The following is a 17,026-nucleotide window of genomic DNA, read 5'->3' on the forward strand; positions in this document are numbered from 1 at the left end:
GGAGGATGAGGATCTCGGTTCCGTCGGGCCGGTAGGTGTGCCATCGGCCGCTGGTATCTCGTTCGACGCGGAAGCCGTGGTGGACCTTGGTGTGGTGGCGTTCGCACAGCAGCGCTGAGTTCTCCAGCGAGGTCTCCCCGCCGTCGGCCCAGTGCACGAGGTGGTGGACGTCGCACCAGAAGGCCGGGGCGTCGCAGCCGGCGAACACGCATCCCCGGTCGCGGTACTCCACCGCCCGGCGCAGCGGCGGCGGGACCACCCGGTGCCGGCGGCCCAGGTCCAGGAGCTCGCCGTCGGGGCCGATGACGATCCGGCTCACGTTGCCGTCACACGCCAGCCAGCGGGCGCGGGCGGCGGAGATCGTCGCCCCGAACCCGGTGGTGGCCGCGCCCGGTCCGGTGGCGGGGTCGACCAGGTCGGTGAGGTCGATCCGGACGATGACGTGCGGCTTCACGGTGCGCAGGACCGGCAGGGCGCCCGAGGCGAGCTGGTTGTCGGCGAGCTGGACCAGGGCGTCGGCGGACTGCTGGGCGCGGGTGCGCATGTCCCCGGCGGGGCGGGATGCCTGCACGATCGACTCGACCGCGGCCTGGAACTTCTCCCCGCCGACGGCGTCGAGCTCGCCGCGGAATCCGACGCTGCCATCTGCGTGGGTGACGAACACCAGTGACCGGCCCTCGGTCGGGTCGGGTTCGGGCCCGTCGGGGTCGAGCCGGGCCAGGTAGTGGTCCACGACCTGGCGCAGTTCGTCCAGCGGGCGGGCCGCGGCGACCGCTGCCAGCGTCGCGTCGACCCCGGCCAGCTCCACGTCCTGCGCCTGGGCGGCGGCCGACCCCCGGTGCGGCGACCGGGGCGATCACCGCGACCTGCTCGGCGGTCACCGCACCCGCGGCGAACGCGGCCCGCACCGCCGGCAGCTGCGCCAGCGCCCGCCCGGAGCGCACCACCCGCGACGCCGCCGCCGGGGACAGCCGGGCGTGCCCGCGCAGCCAGGACGCCATCGCCTTCTGCCCGTCGTGCTCGGCGGCGGAGGTGACCTCGCACTCCCGCACCGTGCGGATGACCTCCGCGGCCAGCCGGTTGCTCGCCACCAGCAGCGGCCGCAGCCGGTCCAGCAGCTGCGGGCCGAACCGGCCGGCCAGGTCCTCGGCCGCCAGGTCGTCCAGCGCGGCCGTCAACCGGCCCAGCGCATCACCCGCAGTCGTCGAACACATGTACGAAGACTACCGGGGTGACCGTCCCCCGACAACTCAAAGCGGCAGGTCAGACGCCTGCCCACAGATCTGCGGGAAGCCTTGACAGCGGCCGTGATCGTGGCGGCGGGAAGACCACAGTCGGGCCGTTCCAGCCTCCTGGCTACCGGCTGCGCATCGATGGTGGGGGCCGATGCACTGGGAGTGTCCCGGCGTCCCGCTCCGGTCGAGCTGCTGGACGGTGAGGCCGTGCCGCCGCAGGATGCAGGCTGTGGACGGATGTCGATCGGCGCGCCCCCTGCTGGTGATGGCGACGCTGCTCGCCGCTACGCCTGCGCTCGCCGCCTGCGGCGCTGACGGGCCGGGCACCTCGCCCTACGTCGCGGAGTTCGCCCTCGGAGCCGGTACCCCGGAGGCGCAGGAGTTCGAGTTCACGCCGATGCCCGGGGTCCGTGTCCAGCTGCTCCCGGAGCCGTCCCCCCCGCCGCGGATCACGCTGCCCGATCCCGGGGAGGGCTTCGAGCTGCCCCCGCCCTCGCCCGACCCCGGTGGTCAGTCGCTCCTCGGGTCGGCCTTCCAGCCCTCGATCGCCTGGGTCAACGACGGGGAGTACCTCGCGGTCATCACCCAGGGCAGCGGCAGCTGCCCCAGCGGGCCGGACGACATCGAGGTCGTCGCCGACCAGGAGATCGTGGTCCAGCTGGGGCCGCTGTTCCCCGACCGGGACACCTGCACCGCAGACATGAGTCCGCACGTCACCGTGGTGGAGCTGCCGCAGGGGATCACGCCGGCGGAGCGGCTGGTGGCCCGCTTCGGGGACGACGAGGCGACCATCGACGGCGTGAATCGCTGACCCGTTCCGCAGGGGCCGGTCGCGGCGCCTGGCGTCGACCGGTGAGCGCAAGAGGGTGCGCCTCAGGTGCCACGACGGGGAACACTTCCGGCCGCTCACGTGCTGGTCGGTAGCGTGGCAGGCGTGAAGAAGGTGGCGGTCCTCGACTACGGCTCGGGGAACCTGCGGTCCGCCGAGCGCGCGCTCCAGCGGGTCGGGGCCGACGTGACGGTGACCTCCGACATGCAGACGGCGCTCGACGCCGACGGGCTCGTCGTCCCGGGTGTGGGCGCGTTCGCCGCCTGCATGACCGGCCTGGACGCCGTCCAGGGGCGCCGGATCATCGGCCGCCGGCTCGCGGGTGGCCGGCCGGTGCTGGGCGTCTGCGTGGGCATGCAGATCCTGTTCGAGCGCGGCGTCGAGCACGGTGTGGACGCCGAGGGCTGCGGCGAGTGGCCCGGGGTCGTCGAGCCCCTGGAGGCTCCCGTGCTCCCGCACATGGGCTGGAACACCGTGCAGGCGCCGCCGGACAGCGTGCTCTTCGACGGCCTCGAGGACGAGCGCTTCTACTTCGTGCACTCCTACGGGGTCCGCGAGTTCCCCCTCGTCCAGGACGGCGCGCCGTCGCGGCTCGCGCCCCCGAAGATCACCTGGGCCGAGCACGGCGACCGGTTCGTCGCCGGCGTGGAGAACGGCCCGCTCTCGGCGACGCAGTTCCACCCGGAGAAGAGCGGCGACGCCGGCGCCCAGCTGCTGACCAACTGGCTGGGCACGCTGGACTGAGCGGCCGGCTCAGCTGCGCAGGTAGCTGGCCCCGTTGACGTCGATGATCGTGCCGGTGGAGAAGCGGGCGCCCGGCGAGGCGAGCCACAGCACGGCCGAGGCCACCTCTTCGGGACGGGCCACGCGGCCGTAGGGTGACTGCGCGCGGACGGCGTCGCCGCCCGGGCCGTCGAGGATCTCCCGCGCCATCTCCGTCTGCACGAACCCCGGGGCGACGCTGCCCACAGTGATGCCGTGCGGCGCCAGCGCCTGGGCCATCGACTGCCCGAAGGCGTTGAGCCCGGCCTTCGCCGCGCCGTAGGCGGGGGTGTTCGGCTCGCCGCGGAACGCGCCGCGACTGGTCACGTTGACCACCGCGCCGCCACCGGCCGCGACCAGGTGCGGCACGGCCCGGAACGTGGCGTGCATGGCGCCGACCAGGTTCACCTGCAGGGTGCGCGCCACGATCGCCTGCCAGTCGGCCCAGGACGTCTCCGTCGGCGGGTGCGCCGTGTAGACGCCGGCGTTGTTCACCAGCACCTGCAGCGCACCCAGCGCGGCCGCCGCCTCGTCGACGGCCGCCCCGACGGCCTCGGCATCGGCGACGTCGGCCTGCACCACCACGTGCCCCCGGCCGGGCAGCTCGGCGGCCACCCGCTCGGCCGCCTCGCGGGAGCTGCCGGAGTGGACGGCCACCCGGTCGCCCCGGTCGGCGAAGGCGTGGGCGATCGCCCGCCCGATGCCGCGGGAGGCGCCGGTCACGAGGACGGCGCGCGAGTCGCTGGAGTCGGCCACGCGCGAAGTCAACCAGCGGCGTCCACCAACCGCCTGCCGCCCGGGCATCGCGCCTGCCCGGCCGGGCCCCGATCACGGCCTAGGGTTCCCGGGTCCCGTCCCGGTGCTCCCAGGAGGTCGGCGTGCCCGCCGAGCGTTCCCCACGGCCCACCGCAGGGCGGCCCGGCCGTCTCGCCGGGCTCGTCGTCGTCGCGCTCCTGCTCGGTCTGGCCGCGTGGTCTGTGGCCGCCCTGCAGCCGCCGGACCCGCGGCCCGCGGACGTGCCCGCCGGGGAGTTCAGCGCGGCGCGCGCGTTCGAGCACGTCGAGGCGATCGCGGCCCGCCCCCACGTGGCGGGCAGCGCCGCGAACGAGGAGGTGGTCGACCGGCTGGTGCGCACGCTCACCGACCTCGGGCTGGACACCCGGGTGCAGAACGCCGTGGGGGCGCGCAGCGGGGGTCCGGGCGAGGCGCGCATGGCCCGGGTGCGCAACGTCGTCGCGGTCCTGCCGGGCACCGACCCCAGCGGCCGCCTGTACCTGACCGCCCACCACGACTCGGTCGCGGCCGCGCCCGGCGCCGCCGACGACGCGGCCGGCGTGGCCGCGATCCTCGAGTCGGTGCGGGCGCTGACCGCGGGAGCCCCGCTGCGCAACGACGTCGTCGTCGTGCTGACCGACGCCGAGGAGGCGTGCCTGTGCGGCGCCGAGGCGTTCGCCGCCTCCCACCCCCTGGCCACCGGCGGGGTGGTGCTCAACGTCGAGGCCCGCGGGACCGGCGGCCCGCCGATCATGTTCGAGACGTCGCAGGGCAACGCCGAGCTGGCCCGGGTCTTCGCCGAGGCGGCGCCGCACCCGGTGGCCAGCAGCCTCGCCGTCGAGGTCTACCGCGCGCTGCCCAACGACACCGACTTCAGCGTGCTGCTCGAGGACGGTGACTTCACCGGCCTGAACACCGCCTTCATCGACGGCGCCGCCGCGTACCACTCGCCCCGGGACCGCCCCGAGCGGCTGGACCGGGGCTCGCTCCAGGCGCTCGGCGACAACGTGCTGGCGCTCGCCCGCGACCTCGGCGGCCGTGATCTCGCCGCGCTCGCCGAGCCGGCCGCCGACGACGCGACGTACTTCCCGCTGCCCGGTCTGCTGGTCGGCTACCCGGGCCGGCTGGTGTGGCCGCTGGCCGGTGCGGCGCTGGTCGCCGTCGCCGGGCTCGCCTGGGTGCTGCGTCGCCGGGGGATCAGCTCGCTGCGCCGCACCGCCGCGGCCGCGGCCCTGGCGCTGCTGCCGCTGGTGCTCGCCCCGCTTGCTGCGCAGGGCCTGTGGCGGGCGCTGGTGGCGGTGCGGCCGGAGTACGCGGGGATGCTCGACCCGTGGCGCCCCGGCTGGGTCCGGCTGGCGGCGGTCGCCGTCGTCGTGGCCGTGGTCCTGATCTGGTACGCGCTGCTGCGCCGCCGGGTCGGGCCCGCGGCGCTCGCGGCCGGAGCGCTGGTCTGGCTCGCCGTGCTCGGGGCCGTGCTCGCCGCGGTGGCGCCCGGCGGCTCCTACCTGGCGGCCTGGCCGGCGCTGGTCGGCGCGCTGGCCGGGACCGTCGCCGCGCTGGCCCCCGGTTGCGTCGTGCGCACCCTCGCCGCGCTGCTGACCGGTGCGGTCGCGCTGCTGCTGCTGGCGCCCACCGCGGCGCTGTTCTTCCCGGCAATGGGCCTGTCGTCCGCGGGCGTGCCGGCGGTGGTGGTCACGCTGGCCGCCCTCGCCCTGCTGCCCGCCCTGGAGCTGCTGTTCCCGGACCCCAGCGCCGAGCCGGGGGCGGCGCGGCGCCGCCTGGCGGCCGCCGCCGTGCCGGCCACCGCCCTGGCCGTGGCCTGGGCGTGCGTCGCCGCCGGGCTGGCCGTCGACCGGTTCGACGCCGACCACCCGGTCCCCACCCGCCTGGCCTACGTGCTCGACACCGACCGGGGGCAGGCCCGCTGGGTGAGCACGGAGACGACGCCGGCGGAGTGGACCGCCCGCTTCGTGGACGGGCCCGGCGAGCTGGACATCGAGCCGCCCTGGCTGGCCGGGCGCCCGCTGCTCACCGGCCCGGCCGAGGCCGCCGACCTGCCCGCCCCCGAGGTCACCGTCGCCTCCGACGAGGTGGTGGGGAACCGGCGGGAGATCACCGTGCGGGTGACCCCCCGCCGGGACGGCGTGCGGCTGGTCGACCTCGACCTGACCGTCGACGGGGACACGGTGGCCGGAAGCCGGATCGAGGGCCGGGCCGTCCCGGACGGCGCGCTGGGCACCGACCGGCTGCACGTCACCTTCCACGCCCCGCCCGCCGGCGGGCTGCAGGCCGGCTTCAGCATCGAGGGCGACGGACCGGTGACGCTGCGGGCGACCGACGGCAGCCACGGGCTCGCCGGGCTGCCGGGGTACGAGCCCCGGCCCGAGGGCGTCGACGTCGCCGGTGCCCACGGCTCGGACCTGCTGCTGGTGTCCTCGGTCACCGAGCTCGGCTGAGCGGTCACCAGCGGCCGCGGTGCACGACCTCGTCCACGCCCCGCCGGCCGCGGCGCAGCGACGGCGAGCGGCGGTCGTCGGCGCCCGGGTAGCCGACCGACACGCAGCCGACCGGGCGGTACTCGGCCGGCACGCCGAAGGCCGTCCGGAAGGCGTCCACCCGAACCGCCGGGACGCCGAAGAAGCAGGCGCCCAGCCCCTCGTCGACCGCGGTGAGCAGCATCAGCAGCGACGCCATGCCCGCGTCGACGTCCCAGTACGGCACGGGCCAGCGCGCCTCGTCGCGGTCGGTCCAGCCCTTGTCCGGCTCGGCGTAGCGGTCGAGGTAGGCGTTCTTGTTCGCCAGCGGCACGATCAGCAGCGGCGCGCGGCGCATGCGGGTGAGCCACCGGTCGGGCGCGCCCCCGTCGGTGGTGGCGGCCCAGAACCGGTCGCGTTCCCCGGCCGTCTCCAGCACGAGGAACGCCCAGCCCTGGCTGAAGCCGGCCGACGGGGCCCGGATCGCGTGCGCGAGCAGCTTCTCCCGCACCTCGGGCGGCACGGGGCGGTCGGGGTCGTAGTCCCGGACCATGCGGCGGCGGCGGACGACCTCGGCGAACTCCACGGGTGCAGCCTGCCGGACGGCGCGCGCGGAGGTCAGGCCCGCCGGCCGAGCCGGGCCAGCGCCCGGGCCTCGCGGTCGGCCGTGTCGGGCACCTCGACGGCCGGCCGGCAGATCCCGTCCATGTGCAGCGCCGGGCCGAAGCTGTCCGCGCCGGCCTCGATCCGGTCCAGCTCCCCGTCGGTGAGGCCGGCATCGGCGCCGACGGCGCGGGCGACGTCCCAGCGGTGGACCAGCATGTCCCACACGTAGAACTGCTCGAAGGCGGCGCCGACCGTGGTGCGCCCGAAGAAGCCGTCGAACTCCCGGCCCGGTACGGCGTCGTCGGACAGGGCCTCGGCCACCCGCGTCGCGTGCCGGCGCCAGGCGGCCGCGGGATCGGCGGCGACGTCCGGTTCGTCACCCAGGTCCACGCCGTGGGTGGTGAGGAAGTCCCGCTGCGTCCCGACCAGGTGCCCGACGACGTCGGCGGCGCTCCAGCCCTCGCAGGGCGACGGGCGGGTCCAGCCGGCCGGGGGCACGGCGTCGAGCAGCGCGGTGAGGGGACGGTCGGCGGCCGCGAAACTCGTGGCGGTGGAGGTCATGCCCCGGAACGTAGGGGCGTGCGGCAGGCTCGGTCTTGATGAAACCCGACACCTCCGGTGGGGCGATGGACCACGTCGAGCGCGCGCACCTCAAGGACCCCGGTGACGCCTCGCACGTCATGTACCGGTATCCGGCCGAGCCTGAGTTCGACGGCCTGCTGCAGCGGTTCTGGATCCCGGTGTGGTCGGTGCCGCCGGGGCGGGAGGCCCCGCAGCGGGTCCTGCAGTACCCGGTCGCGCTGCTGGTCGTCGCCGCCGACTACGCCCGCTTCTACGGCGTGGTCCCGGGGCTCTCCACGACGACGCTGACCGGCACCGGCTGGGCGGTCGGCGTCATGTGTGCGCCGGCCGCGGGCGCACTGGTCGCCGGCGGGCCGATGAGCGCGTACACCGACCGGCACGTCGACGTCGGCGACGTCCTGGGCGCCGAGGGGGAGCGCCTGACCGCCCGGGTCCGCGCCGCCATGGCGGGCGACCCGCACGCGCCGGCCGCGCACGCCGCGGCGATGGCCGCGTTCGGCGACGCGCTGCGGCCGTTCCTCCCCGTCGACGACGACGGCCGCCTGGTCAACGAGATCGTCGCCTTCGTCGAGGGCGACCGAGAGGTGGTCCGCGTCGCGCAGGTGTGCGAGCGCTTCGGCGTGTCGGAGCGGGCGCTGCAGCGGCTGGTGCACCGCCGGCTCGGGCTGACCCCCAAGTGGCTCATCCAGCGCCGCCGGCTGCAGGAGGCGGCCGAGCGGCTGCGCGGGAACCCGGTGAGCATCGGCGAGGTGGCGGCGGTGCTCGGCTACGCCGACCAGGCCCACTTCACCCGGGACTTCGCCCGCGTCACGGCCATGACCCCCGGGCAGTTCGCGGCCCGGTACGTCCCGGGGAGCTGACGCGGGGACGCGGCGGGCCGGTCCCTACGCTGTCGTCGTGCCCACGCTGCAGCTGCTCCCCGCCGTCGACGTCGCCGACGGCCAGGCCGTCCGTCTCGTGCAGGGGGAGGCCGGCAGCGAGACCTCCTACGGCGACCCCCTCGACGCCGCGATGCAGTGGCAGCGCGACGGCGCCGAGTGGGTGCACCTGGTCGACCTCGACGCCGCCTTCGGGCGCGGCTCCAACCGCGAGCTCCTGGCCCGCGTGGTGGGGGAGCTGGACGTCGACGTGGAGCTCTCCGGCGGCATCCGCGACGACGCCTCGCTGACCGCCGCGCTGGCGACCGGGTGTCGCCGGGTGAACCTCGGGACGGCGGCGCTGGAGTCGCCGGAGTGGTGCGCGAAGGCGATCGCCGAGCACGGCGACCGGATCGCCGTCGGCCTGGATGTCCGCGGCACCCGGCTGGCCGCGCGCGGCTGGACCAAGGAGGGCGGGGAGCTGTACGAGACCCTCGCCCGCCTCGACGCCGAGGGCTGCGCCCGCTACGTCGTCACCGACATCACCAAGGACGGCACGCTCAAGGGCCCGAACCTGGAGCTGCTGCGCGAGGTCTGCGCCGCCACGTCGCGCCCGGTGATCGCCTCCGGCGGGGTCAGCTCGCTGGACGACATCCGTGCCCTGGCCGCCCTGACCGAGATCGGCGTCGAGGGCGCCATCGTGGGCAAGGCGCTGTACGCCGGGGCCTTCACCCTGCCGGAGGCGCTGCGCGTGACCCAGGGGCGCTCGTGACCGTGCTGAACCTCGGGTCGGCGAACCCGTGGGAGCCGGTGGTCGGCTACAGCCGGATCGTCGTCCGCGGGGACACCGCCTGGGTCAGTGGCACCACGTCCAGTGTCGACGGCGAGGTCGCCCACCCCGGCGACGGCGCCGCCCAGACGCGCCAGGCGCTGGCCACCATCCGGCGCTCGCTGGAGCGGGCGGGCTTCACCCTCGCCGACGTCGTCCGCACCCGGATGTACGTCACCGACATCAGCCGCTGGGAGGAGATCGGCCGGGCCCACGGCGAGGTGTTCGGCGACATCCGCCCGGCCTCCACCATGGTCGAGGTGTCGGCGCTGATCGATCCCGCGATGCTGGTGGAGATCGAGGCCGACGCCGTCCGGGGGGCCGGCGCATGAGTCTCGCCGTCCGCGTCATCCCGTGCCTCGACGTCGACGCCGGCCGCGTGGTCAAGGGGGTCAACTTCGTCGACCTGCGCGACGCCGGCGACCCGGTGGAGATGGCCCGCGTCTACGACGCCGAGGGCGCCGACGAGCTGACGTTCCTCGACATCACCGCGAGCTCGGGCGACCGCGAGACCACCTACGACGTCGTCCGCCGCACCGCGGAGAGCGTGTTCATCCCGCTCACCGTGGGCGGGGGCGTGCGCGCCGTGGAGGACGTCGACCGGCTGCTGCGGGCCGGCGCCGACAAGGTCGCGGTCAACACCGCGGCCGTCGCCCGGCCGGAGCTGATCGCCGAGATCGCGCACCGCTTCGGCAGCCAGGTGCTCGTGCTCTCGCTCGACGCCCGCCGGACGCGCGACGGCGCGGTCACCGACTCCGGCTGGGAGATCACCACGCACGGCGGCCGCCGCGGGACCGGGCGCGACGCCGTCGAGTGGTGCATCCGGGCCGCGGAGCTCGGGGCGGGGGAGATCCTGCTGAACTCCATGGACGCCGACGGCACCCGGGCCGGCTTCGACACCGATCTGATCCGGCAGGTGCGCGCCGAGGTGCGGGTGCCGCTGATCGCCAGCGGGGGAGCCGGCGCCGCCGAGCACTTCCCGCCCGCGGTGCAGGCCGGCGCGGACGCCGTCCTGGCCGCCAGCGTCTTCCACTTCGGGGTCATGCGCATCGGCGAGGTCAAGGACGCCCTGGCCGCGGCCGGCGTGCCGGTGCGCCGGGAGGCCGACCAGCCGCTCAGCTGACCGGGCGCCCCAGACCCGGCACGAGGCGGGGGAGGGCGGCGCTGGTGAGCAGGACGAACAGCGACATGCCGGTCTGCACCCAGGTCCACCAGCCCACCGGCGTGTGCCCGGCCAGCGGGCAGACCATGGTCATGACGGCCATGAACCCGCCCGCCACGAGGCCGAGCCGGGCCGAGTGCCGGCTGCCCCGCCAGAGCGCGGCCACCGCCAACACGATCGAGACGACCGTCCCGATGTCGACGGGCAGCTGCCACAGCGGGTAGTGCACGTCCCCCGTCGGCAGCGGCTCCACCAGCGGGCAGGTCAGCCAGGCGACGGCGAAGACGACCGCGAGCACCTTCCCGCGGGGTGGGGCGATCCACGGGTCCGCGGCGGCCGCGTGCCGGGGCCCGGGCCGGGTGGGGACGGGCGCCGCGCCGACAGCGGGTACGTCACGGTGGGCGGCGGGCATGTCCGCGATGCGGGCCGGAGGGGGCGGCACGGCCGGCCGGCGCTCGGCGGCAGGCGGGTGGTCTGCGACGGTCACGGGCGCACCGTAGCGCCGCCACCGATCGGGAGGCGCCCTGTTCCGTGCGCCGTCACCCGCCCGGGAAGGCGATCAGGACACCTCGACCCGGGCGACGTCGCGCCGGCCGGACGCCCACAGCAGCAGCTCGAGGGGCTCGCCGGTGACCGTGCGCCCACCGTTCCCGAACCGCTTCTCGGCATCGGGCGTGTCACTGCGCCGCAGCACGAGGCCGCGCCGGCCCGCGGCGCGGCGGCCGTAGAGCCCGAGCGCGGACCACAGCCGGTCCTGCTCCTCGCGGGGCAGCACCCGCGGCTCCCAGCCCAGCTGGGCACGGCGGACGTCCTCGTGGTGGATGGCGAACTCCGACACGTTGACCGCCTCCGCCGCGGCCGGCAGGGCCATCGGCGACCACGGCGGCGGCCCGCTGCGCACCTGCTCGACGACCTCCGGGTACGGCGTCGAGGTGCGCAGGCGGTCCTCCAGCCGGTGGGACCACCAGGCCAGGCGCTCGCCGCCGGGGAGCATCTCGAGGCCGTATCCCGGCAGGGCGTCGGGCCGCCGGTCGCGGACGGCCAGGTGCGCGGCGAGGTGGGCGGTGGTCCACCCCTCGCAGCAGGTCGGCGCGTCCGGGCCGAGCTCGCCGAGGAGGTCGGCCAGGGCGGCGCGTTCGCGGTCGGCGAGGGGCGGGGAAGAGGCGCTCACCCGGCGAAGTTACCGAGGGAGCCCGGACCCGAAACCCGGCGCGCGAGGTCGCTTAGCCCCACTAACGACCGCGTAGCATGCAGGTGCCTGCACCGACCCCGAGGAGCCCCGTGTCCCGCCGCCGAGACGCCGTCGTGCGCCGCGGGCTCCGCCACATCGGCCGGGCCGTCCGCGAGCAGCCGGGCATGTTCACCCTGGCGCTGCTGGCCAGCAGCCTCTACGGCGCGGCCACCGTCGCCAGCGCCTGGGTCATCGGCGAGATCACCAGCCGCGTGCTGCTGCCGGCCTTCGACGAGGGCGTGACCACCGGCTCGGCGCTGACGCTGGCCGCGGTCGCCATCCTCGGTGTCGCCGTCCTCAAGATCCTCGGCATCCTCGGCCGCCGGCTGTTCGCCGGGGTCATGAGCTTCCGGCTGCAGGCCGAGTACCGGCGCCGGGTCACCGGCCAGTACCTCCGGCTGCCGCTGTCCTGGCACCAGCGCCACCCCACCGGGCAGCTGCTGTCCAACGCCAACTCCGACGTCGAGGCGTCCTGGTTCTTCGTCGCCCCCCTGCCCTTCGCCTGCGGCGCGCTGGTGATGATCGCGATCACCAGCGTCGCGCTCGTGCTCACCGACCCGCTGCTGGCCGTCGTGGGCCTGGTCGTCTTCCCGCTCGTGTTCGCCGCCAACGTCGTCTACTCGCAGGTCATGAGCCCCCGCATGCAGCGCGCCCAGCAGCTGCGCGCCGAGGTCAGCGAGATCGCCCACGAGAGCTTCGACGCCGCGCTGGTGGTCAAGACCCTCGGCCGGGAGGACACCGAGACCGAGCGCTTCACCGAGCGGGCCGAGCAGCTGCGCGACGGCCTGGTCGCCGTCGGCCGGGTCCGCGGGCTGTTCGACCCGCTGATGGAGGCGCTGCCCACCCTGGGCACGCTGGCGGTGCTGCTCATCGGCGCCGGCCGGGTCGCCGACGGCGCCACCGACGCCGGCGACCTGGTCTCCATCGCCTACCTGTTCACGCTGCTGGCCCTGCCGATCCGGGCGATCGGCTGGGTGCTCGCCGACCTCCCGCGGGCGCTGGCCGGCTTCGACCGGGTGCGCCCGGTCCTCGACGCGACCGGGGAGACGCCCTACGGGGCCGACGCGGCGGCCGGGGCCGCCGGCGGGGCGGGGGTGGCGGTGCGTGACGTGGGCTTCACCTTCGACGGGGTCGCGCGGCCCACCCTCACCGGCGTCACGTTCGACGTGCCGGCCGGACGCACGATCGCCGTGGTCGGGCCGACCGGCTCGGGCAAGTCCACGCTCGCCGGCCTGCTCGTCCGGCTGGTCGACCCCGTTGACGGCGCCGTGCTGGTCGACGGGGTGGACCTGCGCCGGCTGCGCGAGGGCGAGCTGAGCGCGCAGGCGGCGTTCGTCGCCCAGAGCGCGTTCCTCTTCGACGACACCGTCCGCGGCAACATCACCCTGGGCGCCCCGTTCTCCGACGACGAGGTGGAGGCCGCGCTGCGCGTGGCCGCGGCCGACGCGTTCGTCGCGGCGCTGCCCGAGGGCCTCGACACCCGGGTGGGGGAGCGGGGCGCCAGCCTCTCCGGCGGCCAGCGGCAGCGGCTGGCCCTCGCCCGCGCCGTCGTCCGCCGGCCCCGGCTGCTCGTCCTGGACGACGCCACGAGCGCCGTCGACCCCGCCGTCGAGGCGCGCATCCTCGACGCGCTGCGCGGCAGCGAGACCCCGACGACCGTCGTCGTCGTGGCCTACCGGCAGGCGACGATCGCGCTGGCCGACGAGGTGGTGTGGCTGGAGGACGGGCGCGCCGTCGCCCGCGGCAGCCACGAGCAGCTGCTCGCCGAGGTGCCCGGCTACGCGGCGCTGGTCCGCGCCTACTCGCAGGCGGAGGTGGCGGCGTGAGCTCCGCCACCGTGCCGGCCGACCGCCCCGCCGAGGGCGCCCTGGCGACCCTGCGCCGGGGCCTGCGGATGATGCCGGAGTTCCGCCGCGGGCTGCCGGTCACCTTCGCCCTCGCCCTGGTCGCCACGGCCGGCCGGGTCGTGGTGCCGATCGCCGTTCAGCAGGTGATCGACCGCGGGCTGGACGCCGACGCCGGACCCGACCTGGACCTCATCACGTGGGTGGTGGCGGCCTCGGCGGTCGTCGTGGTGATCACCGCCGTCGCGGTCTACCGCATGAACGTCCGGCTGTTCCGCACCACGGAGACCGCGCTGGCCAACCTGCGGGTGCGCGCCTTCCGGCACGTGCACGACCTCTCGGTGCTCCACCAGCAGGGCGAGCGGCGCGGGTCGCTGGTCTCCCGGGTGACCAGCGACGTCGACCAGCTGTCGGTGTTCATGCAGTGGGGCGGCGTCCTCGGCCTGGTCAGCGTGGGCCAGCTGCTCGTCGCCACCGTGGTCATGGCCGTCTACTCCTGGCAGCTGACCCTGCTGGTCCTGGTCTGCTTCGTGCCGCTGGTGTTCGCCGTCCGGTGGTTCGCCCGCCGGCTGGTGCGGGTCTACGGCGTGGTGCGGGAGCGGGTCGGCGACGTGCTCGCCGCGGTCGCGGAGTCGGTCGTCGGCGCCCCCACGGTGCGCGCCTACGGGGTGCGCGCCCGCACCGCCGCCCGGCTCGACGCCGCCATCGACCGGCACTACCGCGCGCAGGTCGACGCGCAGAAGGTGACCGCCGCGGTGTTCGTCAGCGGTGAGTTCGTCGCGGCGCTGGCCAACGCCGCCGTCGTGGTCGTCGGGGTGCTGCTCGGCCTGGCCGGCGACATCACCGCCGGCACGCTGGTGGCCTTCCTGTTCCTCGTCACGCTGTTCGTCGCGCCGGTGCAGACCGCCAGCGAGGTGCTCAACGAGGCGCAGAACGCGGTCGCCGGCTTCCGCCGCGTGCTCGACGTGCTCGACACCGAGCCCGACGTCCGCGACCCCGCGGTCGCCGCACCCGAGCGGGTCCGGGAGCTGCCGGAGGGGCCGCTGGGCATCCGCTTCGACTCCGTCACCTTCCGGTACGCGCCGGGCGCGCGGCCGGCGCTGGACGACGTCGACCTGGCGATCGCCCCGCGCACGCGGGTGGCGATCGTGGGGGAGACCGGCTCGGGCAAGACGACGTTCGCCAAGCTGGTCACCCGGCTCATGGACCCGACCGCCGGGCGCGTGCTGCTCGGCTCGGACGCCGCGGGCTGGGTGCCGCTGTCCGACGTCGCCTTCGCCTCGCTGCGCGCGCGGGTGGTGATGGTCCCGCAGGACGGGTTCCTCTTCGACGCGTCCGTCGCCGAGAACGTGCGCTACGGCCGGCCCGGCATGACCGACGCCGACGTCGTCGCCGCCTTCGACGGGCTCGGGCTCGGGGCCTGGCTCGCCGGGCTGCCCGACGGCGTCGCGACGGCGGTCGGTCAGCGCGGGGAGTCGCTGTCGGCGGGGGAGCGGCAGCTGGTCGCCATCGCGCGGGCCTACGTCGCCGATCCCGACCTGCTGGTCCTCGACGAGGCGACGAGCGCCGTCGACCCGGCCACCGAGCAGCGGCTGACGCGGGCGCTGGACACGCTCACCTCGGGCCGGACCACCCTCACCATCGCCCACCGGCTCTCCACCGCCGAGCGGGCCGACGAGATCCTCGTGGTCGACGCCGGGTGGGTGGTGCAGCGCGGCACGCACGCCGAGCTGGTCGACGCCGAGGGCACCTACGCCCGGCTGCACGCCTCCTGGCGCCGCTCGTCGGCGGGCGAGCCCGAGCCGTCGGTCGCCTGACGGGTGCCCGGTGACCAGCGTGGCCGCATTCCGGGCAGCGGAGCGGGGGACCGGGGGGGGTGCAGCTGCTGCGCCGACGCAGCAGCGGACTGCTCGCGGCGGCGAGCGCGCTGACCGCCGTCCTCGTGTCCTGGCCGCTCGTGCGGGCGACGGCAACGGGATCGCGCTGGCGATGGCGCTCCTGCTCGTCGCGCTGCTGGCCCTGTGCCTCGGCCCGGCCGTGCGCGACCACGTGGCCTGACCGGACCGGCAGGCCATCCGCGCGACGCAGCCATCGCGGCGCGACTCACCCCGAAGGCGGGACGCGTCCGGTGGGGAGGGCCCGCTAGCGTCGCGGCGTGACTTCCGACAACGGCCGCATCGAGGCCGACGCCGTCGTGGTGGGAACGGGGCTGGCCGGGCTGGTCGCCACCGCGGAGCTGGCCGACGCCGGCAAGCGGGTCGTCCTGGTCGACCAGGAGCCCGAGGCGTCGCTGGGCGGGCAGGCGTGGTGGTCGTTCGGCGGCCTCTTCCTCGTCGACTCCCCGGAGCAGCGGCGGCTGCGGGTGCACGACTCGCTGGAGCTGGCCCGGCAGGACTGGTTCGGCACCGCGGGGTTCGACCGCGACAGCGACCACTGGCCGCGGCAGTGGGCCGAGGCGTACCTCCAGTTCGCGGCCGGGGAGAAGCGGGCCTGGCTCCGGGAGCAGGGCATCGGCTTCTTCCCGGTCGTCGGCTGGGCCGAGCGCGGCGGCTACACCGCCACCGGCCACGGCAACTCGGTGCCGCGCTTCCACATCGTCTGGGGCACCGGCCCGGGCATCGTCGAGCCCTTCGCCCGCCGGGTGCGGGCGGCCGTCGATGCCGGCCTGGTGCAGCTGCGGTTCCGCCACCGGGTCTCGGAGCTCGTGGTGAGCGGGGGAGCGGTCACCGGCGTCCGCGGGGCGGTGCTCGAGCCCAGTGAGGTCGCCCGCGGCGAGGCGAGCTCGCGCGCCGAGGTCGGGGAGTTCGAGATCGCCGCGCAGGCCGTCGTCGTCACCTCCGGCGGGATCGGCGGCAACCACGACCTCGTCCGGAAGAACTGGCCGGCGCGGCTGGGTCCGGCGCCGCAGCGGCTGCTGTCGGGCGTCCCGGCCCACGTCGACGGCCACATGCAGGAGGCCACCGTGGCGGCCGGCGCCAGCATGGTCAACGGCGACCGGATGTGGCACTACACCGAGGGCATCGCCAACCACTCCCCGGTGTGGGCGCGGCACGGCATCCGGATCCTGCCCGGCCCCTCGTCGCTGTGGCTCGACGCGACCGGGCAGCGGCTGCCGGTGCCGCTGTTCCCCGGGTTCGACACGCTGGGCACGCTGGCCCACATCGGGCAGACCGGCCACGAGCACACCTGGTTCCTCGCCACCCACAAGATCGTGGAGAAGGAGTTCGCGCTCTCGGGCTCGGAGCAGAACCCCGACCTCACCGGCAAGGACGTCAAGCTGCTGCTCGGCCGGGTCAAGGCCGGGGTCTCCGGGCCGGTCCAGGCGTTCCTCGACAGGGGCGAGGACTTCGTCGTCGCCCGCACGCTGCCCGAGCTCGTCGACGGCATGAACCGCATCACCGGGGGCACCCCGCGGCTGGACCTCGCCCAGGTGGAGCGGGAGGTCGTGGCCCGCGACCGCGAGATCGCCCACCCGTTCACCAAGGACCTGCAGGTGACCGCCATCCGCGGAGCCCGCAACTACCTCGGCGACAAGCTCATCCGGGTCGCTCCGCCGCACCGCATCCTCGACCCGGAGGCCGGGCCGCTGATCGCCGTCCGGCTCAACGTCATCACCCGCAAGAGCCTCGGCGGCCTGGAGACCGACCTGTCCGCGCGCGTGCTGCGCCCGGGGGGTGAGGTCTTCCCGGGTCTCTACGCCGCCGGGGAGGTCGCCGGGTTCGGCGGCGGCGGCGTGCACGGCTACCGCTCGCTGGAGGGCACGTTCCTCGGCGGGTGCCTGTTCTCGGGGCGGGTGGCCGGCCGGGCCCTCGCGGCGTCGTTGTGAGCGGGCGGGAAGCAC

Annotated in this window: 16 protein-coding genes and 1 pseudogene; 11 read left to right on the forward strand and 6 right to left on the reverse strand. The window is 75.8% G+C overall.

From position 1 onward, the window contains the following. Window positions 1-121: 121 nt before the first annotated feature. A pseudogene (locus tag ABDB74_RS08065) lies at window positions 122-808 on the reverse strand (DUF222 domain-containing protein); the annotation flags it as partial. Between the two features lie 656 nt (window positions 809-1,464). Here ABDB74_RS08065 and ABDB74_RS08070 point away from each other — a divergent pair. Beyond that, the gene (locus ABDB74_RS08070; RefSeq protein WP_346623140.1) at window positions 1,465-2,046 is read left to right on the forward strand and encodes a hypothetical protein; all 582 of its coding nucleotides are present in this window, start codon (window positions 1,465-1,467) and stop codon (window positions 2,044-2,046) included. 123 nt (window positions 2,047-2,169) lie between these two features. Beyond that, on the forward strand, window positions 2,170-2,808 hold the full coding sequence (gene hisH, locus ABDB74_RS08075; protein WP_346623142.1) for an imidazole glycerol phosphate synthase subunit HisH: 639 nt from the start codon (window positions 2,170-2,172) through the stop codon (window positions 2,806-2,808). A 9-nt stretch (window positions 2,809-2,817) separates the two neighbouring features. On the opposite strand, the gene ABDB74_RS08080 is transcribed toward hisH, so the two are convergent. Then, window positions 2,818-3,582, reverse strand: a complete 765-nt coding sequence (locus ABDB74_RS08080) for an SDR family oxidoreductase (protein WP_346623143.1) — start codon at window positions 3,580-3,582, stop codon at window positions 2,818-2,820. Between the two features lie 122 nt (window positions 3,583-3,704). On the opposite strand from ABDB74_RS08080, the gene ABDB74_RS08085 reads away from it, so the two are divergent. Continuing rightward, window positions 3,705-6,056 carry a M20/M25/M40 family metallo-hydrolase gene (locus ABDB74_RS08085; RefSeq protein ID WP_346623145.1) on the forward strand — a complete coding sequence of 784 codons (2,352 nt, stop codon included), beginning with the start codon at window positions 3,705-3,707 and terminating at the stop codon, window positions 6,054-6,056. Between the two features lie 4 nt (window positions 6,057-6,060). On the opposite strand, the gene ABDB74_RS08090 is transcribed toward ABDB74_RS08085, so the two are convergent. Together ABDB74_RS08090 and ABDB74_RS08095 are read right to left on the reverse strand one after the other, a co-directional pair. Next, window positions 6,061-6,660, reverse strand: coding sequence for a nitroreductase family protein (locus ABDB74_RS08090; RefSeq protein ID WP_346623146.1), 600 nt, complete (start codon window positions 6,658-6,660; stop codon window positions 6,061-6,063). A gap of 32 nt (window positions 6,661-6,692) precedes the next feature. Then, window positions 6,693-7,241: a TIGR03086 family metal-binding protein gene (locus tag ABDB74_RS08095; RefSeq protein WP_346623148.1), complete on the reverse strand. Its 549-nt coding sequence runs from the start codon at window positions 7,239-7,241 to the stop codon at window positions 6,693-6,695. A 38-nt stretch (window positions 7,242-7,279) separates the two neighbouring features. On the opposite strand from ABDB74_RS08095, the gene ABDB74_RS08100 reads away from it, so the two are divergent. The 4 genes from ABDB74_RS08100 to hisF are packed head-to-tail and all read left to right on the forward strand — an operon-like array spanning window position 7,280 to window position 10,071. Next, window positions 7,280-8,122, forward strand: coding sequence for a helix-turn-helix domain-containing protein (locus ABDB74_RS08100; protein WP_346623150.1), 843 nt, complete (start codon window positions 7,280-7,282; stop codon window positions 8,120-8,122). A 37-nt stretch (window positions 8,123-8,159) separates the two neighbouring features. Further along, on the forward strand, window positions 8,160-8,891 hold the full coding sequence (gene priA / locus ABDB74_RS08105) for a bifunctional 1-(5-phosphoribosyl)-5-((5-phosphoribosylamino)methylideneamino)imidazole-4-carboxamide isomerase/phosphoribosylanthranilate isomerase PriA (RefSeq protein WP_346623151.1): 732 nt from the start codon (window positions 8,160-8,162) through the stop codon (window positions 8,889-8,891). Beyond that, a complete protein-coding gene (locus ABDB74_RS08110) occupies window positions 8,888-9,280 on the forward strand; it encodes a RidA family protein (RefSeq protein WP_346623153.1) in 393 nt (130 codons plus the stop codon). Before priA ends, ABDB74_RS08110 begins: the two co-directional genes overlap by 4 nt. Next, window positions 9,277-10,071 (forward strand): imidazole glycerol phosphate synthase subunit HisF, encoded by a 795-nt coding sequence (gene hisF, locus ABDB74_RS08115; protein WP_346623154.1) that lies wholly within the window; start codon window positions 9,277-9,279, stop codon window positions 10,069-10,071. Before ABDB74_RS08110 ends, hisF begins: the two co-directional genes overlap by 4 nt. Here hisF and ABDB74_RS08120 read toward each other — a convergent pair. Continuing rightward, entirely contained in the window at window positions 10,064-10,597 is a 534-nt protein-coding gene (locus ABDB74_RS08120) for a hypothetical protein (protein WP_346623155.1), read from the reverse strand. The genes hisF and ABDB74_RS08120 overlap by 8 nt on opposite strands. 72 nt (window positions 10,598-10,669) lie before the next feature. Further along, window positions 10,670-11,281 carry a TIGR03085 family metal-binding protein gene (locus tag ABDB74_RS08125; RefSeq protein ID WP_346623156.1) on the reverse strand — a complete coding sequence of 204 codons (612 nt, stop codon included), beginning with the start codon at window positions 11,279-11,281 and terminating at the stop codon, window positions 10,670-10,672. A gap of 110 nt (window positions 11,282-11,391) precedes the next feature. On the opposite strand from ABDB74_RS08125, the gene ABDB74_RS08130 reads away from it, so the two are divergent. From ABDB74_RS08130 to ABDB74_RS08145, 4 genes are all read left to right on the forward strand, one after another. Beyond that, the gene (locus ABDB74_RS08130; protein WP_346623158.1) at window positions 11,392-13,167 is read left to right on the forward strand and encodes an ABC transporter ATP-binding protein; all 1,776 of its coding nucleotides are present in this window, start codon (window positions 11,392-11,394) and stop codon (window positions 13,165-13,167) included. Continuing rightward, the gene (locus ABDB74_RS08135) at window positions 13,164-15,002 is read left to right on the forward strand and encodes an ABC transporter ATP-binding protein (RefSeq protein WP_346623159.1); all 1,839 of its coding nucleotides are present in this window, start codon (window positions 13,164-13,166) and stop codon (window positions 15,000-15,002) included. The genes ABDB74_RS08130 and ABDB74_RS08135 overlap by 4 nt, the downstream gene beginning before the upstream one ends. 19 nt (window positions 15,003-15,021) lie before the next feature. Further along, the gene (locus tag ABDB74_RS08140; RefSeq protein ID WP_346623161.1) at window positions 15,022-15,243 is read left to right on the forward strand and encodes a hypothetical protein; all 222 of its coding nucleotides are present in this window, start codon (window positions 15,022-15,024) and stop codon (window positions 15,241-15,243) included. Window positions 15,244-15,340: 97 nt separating this feature from the next. Further along, entirely contained in the window at window positions 15,341-17,011 is a 1,671-nt protein-coding gene (locus ABDB74_RS08145; protein ID WP_346623162.1) for an FAD-binding dehydrogenase, read from the forward strand. Window positions 17,012-17,026 lie beyond the last annotated feature (15 nt).

The organism is Blastococcus sp. HT6-4, from assembly GCF_039679125.1.
Taxonomy (GTDB): Bacteria; Actinomycetota; Actinomycetes; order Mycobacteriales; family Geodermatophilaceae; genus Blastococcus; species Blastococcus montanus.